This window comes from Streptomyces sp. NPDC086147 (assembly GCF_040702165.1).
Lineage (GTDB): Bacteria > Actinomycetota > Actinomycetes > Streptomycetales > Streptomycetaceae > Streptomyces.
Genome location: NZ_JBFBJO010000001.1, coordinates 400404 through 414074 on the forward strand (window position 1 = coordinate 400404; position 13671 = coordinate 414074).

The window sequence follows — 13671 nt, forward strand, 5'->3', positions numbered from 1 at the left end:
CTACGGGATCGGGCCACTCGGCGAGATCCCGTACTTCCACGGGGTGCGGTCCCCCGCCCGGGTGTACGACTGGCAGGGCGACCGGTGCTCCACGGGGGTGGGCAGCGGTCCGGGAGCGGCATGCCGTGCCATCTCACACCGCGCAACTCTTCTTTTTCGCAAGTGAGTTGGTGGTACGGCATGCTGTCCCTCCCGATGTGACGGACGAGGAGGACGGGATGTCCGTAGGTGCGATGGGCGTGTTCGACAGGCGGCTCCTGCTGGCCGTCGACGCGCGGGGATACGGCAGCGTGGACACCGCGCGACAGCGCGGGATCCAGACGGCACTGCCCCGGCTCCTCTCCGAGGCTGCCGAGGCGGCGGGGCTCGACCGCGCCTCCTGGGTGCGGCAGGCCGCCGGGGACTCCGAGTTCGCCGTGCTGCCGACCGGTTCCGACGAACAGGCGCTCGTCGAGCCGTTCATGCGCCGGCTGGACGCCGGGTTGCGCGCCCACAACCGCGACCGGGTGCCCGGCGCGCGGCTCGCGCTGCGCGCCGCCGTGCACTTCGGTCCGGCCTCCGAGGCCCCCAGCGGGTTCGCGGGCCCGGGTCCCGTCGAGATCTCCCGCATCCTGGAGAGCGACCCGCTGCGCCGGGCCCTCGCCGCGGCCCCCGACGCCGCGCTCGCCGTCGCGCTGACCGCGCCGGTCTTCACGGAGCTCGTCGCCCAGGGGTACACCAACTTCCGGCCGGAGGAGTTCCGCGAGGTCGTCGTCGAGAAGAAGGAGTACCGGGGCCGGGCCTGGCTGTGGGTGCCCGGGTACGACGTCCACGCGCTGGACCTGGGGAATCCGGAGCCGGGTGTCGGTTCCGGGGCCGGTGTCGGTGCCAGTGCTGGGGCCGGTGCCGGTCACGGGCCCGTTCCGGGCTCCGGCGGGCCCGCCGCGCAGGCAGCCGGTCCCGCCGCGCAGACGGCCGAACCCGCCGCGCGCGCAGCCGAATCCGCCGCGTCGGCGGCCGAGCCCGCCGCGCAGACCGCGCCCGCGCCGCAGGCCGAGCCCGTCAGGAGCGGAGGCGATTCCGTCTCCACCCATTTGTACGGAACCGTCATCAACGGGAACGTCGTCTTCGGCATCTCCAAGTGATCCGTGTGGGCGAGGGGACGGGGGTGCGCGCGTGAGGTCCACGGACCGGCCGGCGGAGGGGCACGGGAGCGGGGAGGGAGGAGAGGACATGGCCGACGGGATCCGGCAGCCGGCGGGCGAGGACGACGGCCCCCGCCCGGGCCCCGAGGCCTCCGCGCCTCCGTCCCCCTCCGACGGCGACTACCGCGTCTACAACAACTTCTACGGCCCCCAGTACCACGGGCGCGCCCACTTCGGCATCGCCACCGCCACCGAGCGGTCCGGGCGGGCCCGGGCCACCGGTCTCCTCGACGGCGACGAGGTCGACGCGCTGCTGCGCTCGTACATCCGCCCCGACTGCTTCGACGGCGCGGCCCGCGAGCTGTCCCGTACCGGCGTCGTCGTGCTGACCGGGCCCCGGGGCACGGGCAAGCGCTCCGGCGCGGTCGCCCTGCTCCGCGAGACGGTCGGGCCCTCCGCCGACTACGTGGTGCTCTCGCCCGACATCGGCCTCGACCAGCTCGCGGAGCGCACCTTCGAGGCGGGCGTCGGGTACGTCGTCCTCGACCGCACCGGGGCCGCCGGCACCGCGGGAGACGCCGCCGAGCCGTCCGCGGACTTCTCCTGGCGCCGGGTCCGCGACCAACTGCGCAGCCACCGCGCCCACCTGGTGATCACCACCGTGCACGCCGTGTCCGGGCGCGCCCCGGAGGCGGTGCGCCACCTGCCGTGGCGGCCCCCGGCCCTCGACAAGGTGGTACGGGCCCGGCTGGTCCAGGCCCGTGCCCCCCGGGAGAGCGTGGAGCGGGCCGTCGCCGGCATCCCGCCCCGCTGTCCGATCGCGGTCGTCGCCGAGGCGGCGCAGCGGATCGCGGCGGGCGCCGACCCCGACCAGGTGTGGAAGGAGCACAGCGGCGCCGCGCCGCAGGCGGTCCACGAGTGGTTCGGCGCCGACGAGGGGCGGAGCCTGCGGGAGATCGCCGAAGTCACCACCCTCGCCTTCGCCCCCGGCGTCGGACGGCGCGCCTTCGAGTCGCTCCAGGACACCCTGGAACGGCTCCTCGAACCGGTGTACTTCACACCGGAGGACGGGCCGGCGTCCTCCGGCCCCGCCGCCCCCGACACCGCCGAGCGGTCCGCCGCCCCCGACGGGCGGGACCGGCGGCCGGCCCGGCGCGCCCGGCCGGCGGACCGGCGCCGCTCGCTCGCCCGCAACCCCCTGATCACCACCGAGATGCAGGTCTACGGGGCGACCACCCGGGAGGTCATGGTCTTCGCCGACGTCGAGCTGCGCCGCTGGGTGCTCCAGGAGCTGTGGCGCGACCACCCCATCGAGTACTGGGACGCGGTCCGGCAGTGGCTGGACGTGGTCGTCGGCGCCGACCCCGACCCCGTCCTCCAGCACTCCATCGCCTCCGGGCTCACGCTGCTCGGCCACACCGCCTTCGACGAGGTCGTGCAGAGCTACCTCGACCCGTGGGCGCGCGGGAGGAGCGGCCGGACCGGACAGACCATCGCGGCGTACGTGCTGTGGTACATGTGCCTGGACGAGACGCAGGCGGCCGCGGCGCTCACCCTGGTCCGCACCTGGGCGCAGTCCACCCATCCCACCCTGCGGGGCACCGCGCTCGTGGCCTTCGGCGGCCAGCTCGGCGCCACCTTCCCCACCGACGCGGTGAAGTGGCTCTGGGCGGTGCTCCGCAGCGGCGTGCTCGACAAGCACGAGGAGCGCGCGTCCGGACTGCGGGCGTGGGCGCAGCTCTTCCTGACGCTCGTCGACTGTCAGGAGGACGCCGGCATCGTGCTCGACGCCCTGGCGCACCGGATCAGGAAGGAGCAGCGCACCCGGGCCGCCGCCTACTCGGCGACGGGCCTGCTCGCCCTCGAAACCGTCCTGTACGTCTTCGGCGCCACCGAGCGGCTCTCGGGCCGCCCCGCCGTCGCCCGCTACGTCGCCGACCGGCCCGAGGAGACCGAGGTCGTCGCCGAACTGTGGGCGGCCGCCCTCCGCTACCGGCCGCTGCGCCGGAGCGCCCTCTCCGCCCTGCTCGCCACGGTCGGCGCCCTGCCCGCCGTGGCCTCCGACCCCACCGCGGTGGCCACACGACTCGGTCGTGCCCTCGCCGCCGCGCTTCCGCCGGTTGAACTCCCCTTGTTAGCTAGTGAGCTGGGTCAACTCGCGGTTTCCCGTCACGCCCGCGCCGCGCGACCCGAGCACGTCGCGGTCCTGCTCGGCGCCCTGAACAGTGTGAAGGACAGCCACCCACGATGACCACGATCCACAGGACCTATCCGCTGGTCGAGGAACGCGTGCTCGCCCCCGCGCCCCGCACCGGACGCCACTTCTGGAACCGGCCGGCCCGTTCCCACGACGAGCTGCCCCGCGTCGCCGCCCACCAGGTGCTCGTCTACCGCACCGGCGACCAGTACCTCACGGACCACGGCGTCCGCGGACCCGAGGACGAGGCGGTCCTGAGCGCCGGCTCGGTCACGGTCGTCGACTGCCGCACCGCCGTGCCCGTCACCGTCGGCACCGAGGTGCCGTCCGCCGAGACCGACGGCTTCACCGTCCAGGTCGCCTTCCACTGCACCGTCACCGATCCCGTGGCCGTCGTCCGCGAGGGCGTCACCGACGTGGAGTCCCGGCTCCTCGGCTACCTCCGGGCGCTGCCCGGACTCACCGACGTCACCCAGGAGTGGCCGCTCGGACGCGGCAAGGAGGTGTCCCGGCGGCTCACCGCCCGGCTGACCGCCTACCTGGAGATGGAACCGCCGAGGATCGCCGGGCTCGCCGTCGGCGACCCGTACCTGACGGTCCTCACCCCTGAGGAGTTCGCCGCCCAGCAGCGCCTCGCCGACGAGGAGCGGCGCGAGGCCGAGCAGGACCGCGTGAAGGAGGCGGTGCGCCGCGAGCGGGAGCTGATGGAGCACGAGCGCGAGGCCATGGAGGTGCGGTACCGGCAGGAGATCGAGGACCTGAAGCGGACGTACGCCCAGCGGACCGACGCCGAGGACCAGCACTACAGCCACAAGCTCAAGCGCAGGGAGAACGAGTTCTCCCGCGTCGAGGCGATCAAGGACCTCGACGACTTCGGCACCGACGCGGACAACGCCGACGTCCTCGCCCGGAGCAGGGGGGAGATCTCCTACTCGGAGCTGGCCGACCGGCAGCGCGAGGCCGACCGGGCACGGCGCGACCGGCAGCGCGAGGACGAGGAGCGCCACTGGGAGTACGCCGACCGGCGCCGCCGCGCCGAACAGGAGGACCTCCGCTACAGCCTGGACCGGGACGACCGGCACCGGGAGGTCGACCGCCAGGACCGGCGCGCCGAGCTCGACGCCGCCCGGGAGGAGCAGCGCGAGCGCCGGGCCGAGGACCGCGAGGACAGGCGGCGGCAGCGCGCCGAGCGGCGCGAGGACGTGCTGGCCGAGCGCGCCGAGCGGCGTCACCAGGCCGAGCGGCGCGCCGGCATCAACCAGGAGCTGGGCCGGCAGATGATCAACCGCGGCCTCCTCGACAACGCGCCGATCGACGCCCGCGCCTTCGTCGAGCGCCTCAGCTCCGGCCAGGGCCTCATCGACGAGGAGCCGCGCCCCGACGCCGGGCAGGTGGCCGCGGCCGCCGCGCCGCCGCAGCTGGGGGAGGGCGACGGCGAGCCGTACGGGAAGGAGGAGTGGAAGGAGCGGGAGAAGGAGGAGGAGCGGGGGAGGAAGGGGGGATCCGGCCGGGAGGACGCCGCCCCGCGCGACGGACGCCGTGACGACCCGTACGACGAGGAGCGGTACGAGGGCGGTCGGTACGACGACGAGCGGTACCGGGGCGGTCGGTACGAGGAGCGGCGCCGCGACGGCTACGACCGCGCCGGCCGTGCCGCGGCCGAAGGGGAGCGCGACCGGGGCCGGGGGTACGACGGGGAGCGGGAGTACGACCGGGGCCGGGGTGCCGGTCCCGACGAAGCCGACGGCTCCGCCCGCCTCCTGACGGCCGACGACGACCTCGGTGAAGCGGGGAGGGAGGAGCGTGGCCGCTGACACCCCCGTACGCCCGCCCGAGGAGGACTACGACGCGTGGGCGGCCGAGACCGGTCCCGCCCGCCGTCCCCGGGGCGGCCGGCCTGCCGGCCGCGGCCCCGCCGTGTTCCTGCGCCGGCTGATCGGCATACGCGAGGAGATCCTCGACCGCGAGAGCGCCGAGCGCGCCCGCTACACCTGGTACGGCGCCATCGTCCTCAACACCGCGCTGCTCGGCGGGGCCTCCATGGCCATGGCGATCGGCACGATCCGGGAGGGCACGCCGGCCGTGGTGGCGATCCTCGTCGGCGTCGTCTGGGCGTGGATCGTCCTCGCCCTGGACAGCTGGCTGGTCTCCAGCACCCACGGCTACACCGGCGGACGGGCGGTCCGCATGCTGGTGCCGCGCCTGTTCCTCTCCGTGGTGCTCGGGCTCACCATCGCCGAACCGCTGCTGTTCCAGGTCTTCGACCGGGAGATACGCCAGGAGATGGCGATCGGCAGGGAGCGGGACCTCGCCGACTTCCGGGGAGGCCTCACCGCCTGCAACCCCCCGGACGGCAAGGACACGACGAACCGCGCGGAGTGCGGCGGGTTCCACCTCACGGTGAAGGGCGCGCCGGCCTCGATCAGGGCGGACATCGCCGACAACACCGCCGCCGTCGCCCGCCTCGACGGGCAGATCAAGACGTACAACGACGCCCTCGACAAGAAGCTGACCACGGAACGCTACGAGTGCGCCGAGGAGCGGTGGATCCGGCGCGGCAACGGCCGGGACACCACCGAGACCTGCGAGCGCGCCCGCGCCGACACCACCGCGTACCGGCGGGCGGGCAAGATCACCGAGTACGAGGCGAAGCGGGCCGAGCTCGTCGCCAAGGGCGACGTCCTGTCCGGGCAACTGGTCGCCACCGGCACCGACTACCGCGCCGACGTCAAGAAGGCGATCGACGCGAAGGTCGCCGAGCGGCAGGCGTCCCAGCAGCACGACGGACTGCTCCTGCGCGCCGACGCGCTGTCCGCGGTGGCCTGGTCCGACGGGTTCGCGCTCTTCGTGATGTTCCTGCTGCACGCCGTGCTGCTCCTGGTCGACGCCATGCCGGTCCTCGCCAAGCTGATGAGCGGCCCGTCCGAGTACGACCGCAGGCTCGGCGAACGGCGCGAGGCCAACCAGCGCATCCACCTGGAGGACCAGGACGTGCAGCGCCAGGTCGCCTCCATCGACCACGAGGTCCGGCGCTACGCGGCCGAGGTGCGCGCCGAGGAGGACAAGGCCCGGCTGGGCCACGCCCGCTACAAGGCGCGGGCCGAGCACGCCCGCACGGTCCGGGAGGAACTCGACGCCCGCACCGCCAGGCTCCTGGGCGAGTGACGGCCGACGGTCGACCGCCGTCGGCCGTCTGAGGCACGGGTACGGGCAGAGGCCGGGGGGCGCGACGGCGCCTCCCGGCACACCCGTGCCATGCACCTTCGTGACACCCGGCGAGCGGTGACGGGCGTTCCGGGCCGCGTGAAGCCGGGTTCCGACGCCGGCCGGGGGGGGCGGGGGGGAGGAGGCACTGCCCCCCGGCGCGGCCCGGAGGACCCCGGCTCGCAGTCCCGCGAAACTGCTGCGCCTCCTGGCCCGTGGCCACACGGACGGGGCCGCTGCCCGCCGCCCGGGCATCTCCCCGCGCGGCGAGCGGCACCTGATCTCGGAACTCATGGAGAAGCCGGACGCCCGCAGCCGCTTCCAGCTCGGCCGGCGCGCCGTCGGGAACGGGTACGTCCGAGGCGCGGCCCTCCGGACCCGGGGTCCGTACCCCCCCCCGCCCACCCCCGCGATCACCGGCCGGACCACCGTGCGCCCCTGTGGGAAACACCACGTCCGGATTCGGCCGACGCGGGCGGTACGGGGCAACTCCGCGTCGCGGACGACCCTCTTCCCCCACGTATCCTCGACTGCCGGGGAAGACGGGGGTGCGTGATCGCGGAGGTGTGAAGGTGGAGTTCCGGCTGCTCGGCTCCGTTGCGATGGTGACGGAGGAGGGCGACGTCGCCCTGGGACCCGCCAAGCGGTCCAGCCTTCTCGCCATGCTCCTGCTGCGCCCCAACAGCGCGGTGAACGTAGGACAGTTGACCGACGCCCTCTGGGAGGAGGAGCCGCCCACCCACGCCAGGACCGTGCTCCAGGGGCACGTCTCGCGGCTGCGGGCCCTCCTCGCCGAGCACGGGGCCGAGGCGTACGGGGTCGAGCTCGCCACCCAGGGCTCCGCGTACGTGCTGCGGATGCCGGAGTCGCTGGTGGACGTGCACCGGTTCGAGGAGCTGGTGGGGCTCGCCGGGGTGCAGCGGCAGCCCGCCGACGCGGTCCGGATGCTGCGGGAGGCACTGTCGTACTGGCAGGGCCCCGCGCTCACCGGCACCGTCCACAGCCGGCCCCTGGAGGCCGCCGCCACCGGTCTCGAAGAGCTGCGGCTCGCCTCCGTGGAGGCGCTGGCGCAGGCGTACGGGCAGCTCGGCGAGCACGCCAGGGCCGCCGCCGTGCTGCGGACCGAGGCCGTCGCCCACCCCCTGCGCGAGTCCCTCGCGGCCGCCCTGATGCTGGCCCTCGGCCGTTCCGGCCGCCAGTCCGACGCGATCGACTGGTACCACCGGACCCGGCGGCTGCTCGCCGAGGAGCTGGGCGTCGACCCCGGCGAGACGCTGAGCGAGGCGTACGCGACGCTGCTGCGCGCCGCGGAGCCCGCCCCCGCGGCCCGCCCCGTCGCCCCGCCCGCCGAGGTCCCGGCCCCCGAGGGCCTGCCCCGGCCGCCGCGCGGCTTCACCGGACGCGGCGCCGAGCTGGCCGCGCTCGACCGGGCGGTCCGGGGCGGGGACGGGCCCGTCTGCCTCGTCACCGGGCCGGCGGGCGTCGGCAAGACCGCCTTCGCCGTCCACTGGGCGTACGAGCGGCGCGCCGGCTTCCCCGACGGGCGGCTCTTCGCCGACCTGAAGGGCTTCAGCGAGACCCCCGCGCCCGAGACCGCCGCCGTCCTGCGCGAGTTCCTGCTCGCGCTCGGCGTCCCGGACCGGCGGATCCCGGAGAGCGTCGAGGCGCGGGGCGCCCTCTTCCGTTCCCTCACCGCCGAGCGCAGGCTGCTCGTCGTCCTCGACAACGCCCGCTCCTCCGGGCAGGTCAGACCGCTGCTGCCCGGCGGCGACCACTGCGCGACCCTGGTCACCAGCCGCGACCGGCTCGGCGGTCTGATCGCCTCCGACGCCGCCCGGCCGGTGCCGCTCGGCCACCTGCCGGAGGCCGACGCCGCCGCCCTGCTCGCCACCGTCCTCGGCGAGGACCGGATCGCGGCCGAGCCCGCCGCCGCGGCGCGGCTCGCCGGACTCTGCGACGGGCTGCCGCTCGCGCTGCGGGTGACGGCGGCCCGGCTCGCCGAGCGGCCGGCCTGGACCCTCGGCGCGATGGTCGGCGAGCTCGCCGACGAGCAGGGCAGGCTGACCCTCCTCGACGTCGAGGACCGGGGCGTCTCCGCCGCCCTTCGCCTCACCGTGCAGCAGCTGCCCGACTCCGCCGCCCGCACGTTCCGCGCGCTCGGCCTGCACACCGGCGCCGACCTGGACCGGTTCGCGGCGGGCGCGCTCGCCGGGACCTCGCCCGCGCAGGCCTCCGCCGACCTGGACCGGCTCGCCGCCGCGCACCTGCTCACCGAGGCCGTCCCCGGCCGCTGGACCCCGCACGACCTCGTCCGCCTCTACGCCCGCCACCTCGCCCCGCGGGCCGACCCCGAGGGGCTGCCCCGCCTCCTCGACCACTACCTCTACACCGGGCTCGCGGCCGACGCCGCCGCCGAGCCGGGCTCCCAGCCCTGCTACGCGCTGCCCGCCGACGCCCGCCGCCCCGCCGCCACGCGGGAGTTCGAGGACCGCACGGCGGCCCTCGACTGGTACGTGGCCGAGCGCGCCGCCCTGGAGGGCGCGGTCACCGCCGCGGCCGCCCTCGGCCTGCACGACCGGGCCTGGCGGCTCGCCCTGGTCCAGTGGCCGCTGATGCTCATGCGGATCGGGGACGGCTGGACCCCGCTCCTGGAGGCCGGGCTCGCCTCCGCCGAGCGGGTCGGCGACGCCGACGCGCAGTCCCGCACCAGGGCGCTGCTCGGCTGGATCCTGCACGCGGAGGGCCGGAACGCCGAGGCGCTCGTCCACCTGGAGAAGGCGCCCGGTCTGGCCGCCCGCGCGGGCGACGCGGTCAGCGAGGCCATCGCCCACGTCAACCACGCCGCCGTCCTGGACGCCGTCGGGAAGCACGAGCGGGCCGGCCTGCTCATGCTGCACGCGGTCTCGCTCGCCGACCGCACCAACCACCCCTCCACCCAGGTCCTCACCCTCCAGCACCTGGCGGGCCACTGCCTGAAGGCGCAGGAGTACGAGGCGGCGCTCGCGCACACCCTGCGCGCGGAGGAACTCGCCGCCCCCGACGCGGTGGTCGTGCGGGCCCAGCTCCAGATCGTCCGGGGCGAGGCGCTGGCCGGGATCGGACGCCTCGAAGAAGCCACCGACCAGCTGGAACGCGCGATCGTGGCCTCCGAGAAGGCCGGCTTCCCCGAGGGATCGGCGCGCGCCGCCGCCCGCCTTTCGCGCCTGTCAGCCGATCGTTAGCGGCACGTAAGCGGGACGGCAGTACGGGACGGAAAGCTGGATACAGCACCGATCGACGAACCGGTGCGTACGCACCGAAAGGGTGCACCGGCGCGCGGGTACCGCACGCGCGCCGACCGACCGCTTCCCGGGGGAGAACCACCGTGCGCCACCACCGCAAGAGCACCGTCCTGGCCGCCGCCGCCATCGCCGCCCTGTCGCTGGGCCTGACCGCCTGCGGCGGCTCCGACACCGGGGCCAAGGACGCCGGGAGCGCGAGCTCCGCCCCGCAGGCCGCCGCCGGCACGGGCGACGGCACGACCCCCGCCGAAAGCGGCTCGGGCTCCGCCGGCGGCTCGACCGCCACGACCGGCGGCGCCACCGCCGGCGGTTCCGCGACCGGCGGCGCCACGGCCGGTGGCTCCACGGGCGGCGGCAAGGGCACGACCGCCTCCGCCGCGTCCACCGGCTCCACCACCGGCGGCAAGACCGCCGCCAAGGCCCCGGCCTGCGCCTACGGCGACGTCGAGGTGACGGCGGAGAAGGCGGACGAGGTGCCGACCGAGCACGTCGTCCTCACCGCCACCAACGTCTCCGGCCGCGCCTGCACCCTGCTGAAGCACCCGCTGCTCGCCTTCGGCCCGATCCAGACGGCCAAGGACATCCCGGCCGTGGCGAAGAGCAGGCCTGCCGCTCCGGTCGTGGTGAAGAACGGCGAGTCCGCGTACGCCAACGTGCGGATCTCCCTCGGCGGCGTCCACGAGGACAACAAGGTGGTGAAGGAGTTCACCGTGAACCTCTTCGCCTCCGACGGCCCGGCCGAGGGCAGCGTCGTGGTCAAGGCCCCGGCCGGCGGCCTCGCGGTCGACGAGGCCGCCGCGAAGACGGGCTACTGGACGTACGAACTGCGCAACGGCGCCGACGAGTTCTGATCGGTACGAGTTCCGACCGGTACGGGGCGGTCGGGGCCGTCACGGGTCAGGGGCTCCCTCAGGGCGCCAGGCCCGTCTTCGCCCCCGCCCCGCACAGCGGCACCACCGTGAGGCCGGGGCGCGGCGGGGCCGCGTCCACCGCCGCCCAGCAGGCCGTGCCGGTGGCCTCCACGAAGAGACCGCGCCGCGCCAGGTCCCGCTGGGCGGCGCGGATCCGTTCCTCCGGCACCGTCAGGAACGTGCCGCCCGTCGCCCGTACCGCCCGCAGGATCTGCCGGGCCCGGGGCGGCGCCGGGATCGCGATGCCCTCGGCGAGGGTGGGACGGACCGCGGCGGGCCCGGCGATGTCGTCCGCGCCCGCGTGGAACGCCTCGGCCAGCGGGGACACGGCCTCCGCCTGCACGGCGACGAGCGCGGGCCGGGTGTCCACGAGCCCGTGGCGGTGCAGCTCGTCGAGGGCGAGGGCGGCGCCGAGGAGCAGGGTGCCGTTGCCGACGGGGACGACGATCGTGTCGGGCAGCCGCCCGCCGAGCTCCTCCCACAGCTCGTACACATAGGTCTTGGTGCCCTGGGTGAAGTACGGGTTGTACACGTGGGAGGCGTAGAAGGTGCCGGGCTCGTCGGCGGCCTCCCGGGCCGCGCGGGCCGTGGCCTCGCGGTCGCCGGGCACCTCGACCACCTCGGCGCCGTGCGCCCGGATCTGCTCCAGCTTCTTCGGGGAGGTGCCCCCGGGGACGTACACGCGGCAGTCGAGTCCGGCCCGCGCGCAGTACGCGGCGGCGGCCGTGCCCGCGTTCCCGCTGCTGTCGGCCACGACCCGGTCGAGGCCGCCGGCGCGCGCCAGGCGCAGGGCGTGCGCGGCGAGCACCACCGCGCCCCGGTCCTTGAACGACAGGGTCGGCATGAGGAAGTCGAGCTTGGCCGAAACCGATCCCGAGGCCGACTCCTTGAGCGGGACGAGGGGCGTCCGGCCCTCCCCGAGGGTCACCTCGGGCGCGCACGGCATCGGAGGCAGCGCCTCCGCGTAACGCCACAATGAATTCACACGTGACGCGAGTGACGGGAGGGAGACCGGTGTGCTCGCGAAGTCGAGGTCCCACGGGCCGCGGCACTTCGGACAACGCCAGGTGAGCGCGGACACGGGCGAGGAAACGAGGCACCGGGGGCACGTGTAGGCGGTCATGGGACCCAGGATGGCAGCCGTGTGGCGCGGACGTTACGGGGCGCCGAGCACCCTTGTGCGATTCCTATGGATCCGCCAACCTTTCGCTCGACAGCCGGACATGCGAAACGGCGCGGACACCTCATGTCTTCTTGTCATGTCCCTGTCGTACCCCCACAGCAGCGCACCACCAATGAGGAGGACCCCTCACATGTCAGTGATGCGTGACTCGCGTCGCAGAATCGCCGCCGCCGCCGTCGTGGCCGCCGCACTGGGCCTCGGCTCGCTCTCCGCCCTCCCGGCCACCGCCGCCCCGGCCGCCCCGGAAGGCGTCATCGAGAACGCCGGAGCCGCGGACACCGTCCCGGGCAGCTACATCGTCACCCTCGACGAGTCCGCCCCGGCGGAGACCGCGAAGGGCCGCGCGATCCCCGCCAGGTTCGGCGCGAAGATCAAGCGCACGTACACCTCGGCGGTCAACGGCTACGCGATCGAGCTCTCCGAGGCGCAGGCGAAGAAGCTCGCGGCGGACCCGGCCGTCAAGTCGGTCGTCCAGGACCGCGTCTTCACCATCGACGCGACGCAGCCCTCCCCGCCGTCCTGGGGCCTCGACCGGATCGACCAGAAGGCCCTCCCGCTGAACCAGAGCTACACCTACCCGGACGCGGCGGGCCAGGGCGTCACGGCGTACGTCATCGACACCGGTGTCCGCATCAGCCACGGCGACTTCGGCGGCCGCGCCTTCAACGGCTTCGACGCCGTCGACAACGACAACGTGTCCCAGGACGGCCACGGCCACGGCACCCACGTGGCCGGCACCGTCGCGGGCACCTCGTACGGCGTCGCCAAGAAGGCGAAGATCGTCGGCGTCCGCGTCCTCAACAACCAGGGCTCCGGCACCACCGCCCAGGTCGTCGCCGGCATCGACTGGGTGACGCAGAACGCCGTCAAGCCGGCCGTCGCCAACATGAGCCTCGGCGGCGGCGTCGACAGCGTCCTCGACGAGGCCGTCCGCAGGTCGATCGCCTCCGGCGTCACCTACGCGGTCGCGGCGGGCAACGACGGCGCCAACGCCTCCAACTACTCGCCGGCGCGCGTCGCGGAGGCCATCACGGTCGGCGCCACGACGAACACCGACGCCCGCGCCAGCTACTCCAACTACGGCTCGATCCTGGACATCTTCGCGCCGGGCTCCTCCATCACCTCGTCCTGGAACACCAGCGACTCGGCCACCAACACCATCTCCGGCACGTCGATGGCGACCCCGCACGTCGCCGGCGCCGCCGCGCTCTACCTCGCCGCCAACCCGACGGCCACCCCGGCCCAGGTCTCCACGGCCCTGACGACCGCCGCCACCCCGAACGTCGTCACCAACCCGGGCTCCGGCTCCCCGAACCGGCTCCTGTACGTCGGTGACGGCGGCACCACCCCGCCGCCCGGCAAGAACTTCGAGAACGCTACGGACTACGCCGTCGCCGACAACGCGACCGTCGAGTCCCCGATCGCCGTCACCGGCGTCACCGGCAACGCCCCCGCCGCCCTCAAGGTGCCGGTGAACATCGTCCACACCTACATCGGCGACCTCCAGGTCCAGCTGATCGCCCCCGACGGCTCGGCGTACACGCTGAAGGCCTTCGGCACCGGCGGCAGCACGGACAACATCAACACCACGTACACCGTGAACGCCTCCTCGGAGGTCGCCAACGGCACCTGGAAGCTGCGGGTCACGGACAACGCGACCTACGACACCGGCAAGATCGACTCCTGGGGCCTGCAGTTCTGACCCGGGCACCCGGGCTCCGCGAGCCCTGAACGACGAGGGGCGGTCGCCTGCGGGCGGCCGCCCCTCCGG

The 13671-nt window shown here is 74.9% G+C and carries 8 protein-coding genes; 7 read left to right on the top strand and 1 reads right to left on the bottom strand.

The genetic code is table 11. The annotated features are described in order from the left end of the window. Positions 1-218: 218 nt before the first annotated feature. From AB0398_RS01990 to AB0398_RS02015, 6 genes are all read left to right on the top strand, one after another. Positions 219-1124: a hypothetical protein gene (locus AB0398_RS01990; RefSeq protein WP_366371561.1), complete on the top strand. Its 906-nt coding sequence runs from the start codon at positions 219-221 to the stop codon at positions 1122-1124. Between the two features lie 88 nt (positions 1125-1212). Then, complete coding sequence (locus tag AB0398_RS01995) at positions 1213-3375, top strand: hypothetical protein (RefSeq protein ID WP_366371563.1); 2163 nt, start codon at positions 1213-1215, stop codon at positions 3373-3375. Further along, complete coding sequence (locus AB0398_RS02000) at positions 3372-5135, top strand: hypothetical protein (protein WP_366371564.1); 1764 nt, start codon at positions 3372-3374, stop codon at positions 5133-5135. Before AB0398_RS01995 ends, AB0398_RS02000 begins: the two co-directional genes overlap by 4 nt. After that, positions 5125-6486, top strand: a complete 1362-nt coding sequence (locus AB0398_RS02005; RefSeq protein ID WP_366371566.1) for a DUF4407 domain-containing protein — start codon at positions 5125-5127, stop codon at positions 6484-6486. The genes AB0398_RS02000 and AB0398_RS02005 overlap by 11 nt, the downstream gene beginning before the upstream one ends. Positions 6487-7097: 611 nt before the next feature. Beyond that, a complete protein-coding gene (locus tag AB0398_RS02010) occupies positions 7098-9746 on the top strand; it encodes a BTAD domain-containing putative transcriptional regulator (RefSeq protein WP_366372332.1) in 2649 nt (882 codons plus the stop codon). A 143-nt stretch (positions 9747-9889) separates the two neighbouring features. Then, positions 9890-10657, top strand: a complete 768-nt coding sequence (locus AB0398_RS02015; RefSeq protein WP_366371568.1) for a DUF4232 domain-containing protein — start codon at positions 9890-9892, stop codon at positions 10655-10657. A 58-nt stretch (positions 10658-10715) separates the two neighbouring features. Here AB0398_RS02015 and AB0398_RS02020 read toward each other — a convergent pair whose 3' ends face one another. Then, positions 10716-11840, bottom strand: a complete 1125-nt coding sequence (locus AB0398_RS02020) for a pyridoxal-phosphate dependent enzyme (protein ID WP_366371569.1) — start codon at positions 11838-11840, stop codon at positions 10716-10718. A gap of 190 nt (positions 11841-12030) precedes the next feature. Here AB0398_RS02020 and AB0398_RS02025 point away from each other — a divergent pair, with 190 nt between their 5' ends. Then, positions 12031-13602: a S8 family serine peptidase gene (locus tag AB0398_RS02025; RefSeq protein WP_366371571.1), complete on the top strand. Its 1572-nt coding sequence runs from the start codon at positions 12031-12033 to the stop codon at positions 13600-13602. Positions 13603-13671: the final 69 nt, after the last annotated feature.

What these genes read in the sequence shown, in the direction of transcription:
- AB0398_RS01990 (WP_366371561.1), top strand. Translation starts at nt 219, where the DNA reads ATGTCCGTAGGTGCGATGGGCGTGTTCGACAGGCGGCTCCTGCTGGCC.
- AB0398_RS01995 (WP_366371563.1), top strand. Translation starts at nt 1,213, where the DNA reads ATGGCCGACGGGATCCGGCAGCCGGCGGGCGAGGACGACGGCCCCCGC.
- AB0398_RS02000 (WP_366371564.1), top strand. Translation starts at nt 3,372, where the DNA reads ATGACCACGATCCACAGGACCTATCCGCTGGTCGAGGAACGCGTGCTC.
- AB0398_RS02020 (WP_366371569.1), bottom strand. Translation starts at nt 11,840, where the DNA reads ATGACCGCCTACACGTGCCCCCGGTGCCTCGTTTCCTCGCCCGTGTCC.
- AB0398_RS02025 (WP_366371571.1), top strand. Translation starts at nt 12,031, where the DNA reads ATGTCAGTGATGCGTGACTCGCGTCGCAGAATCGCCGCCGCCGCCGTC.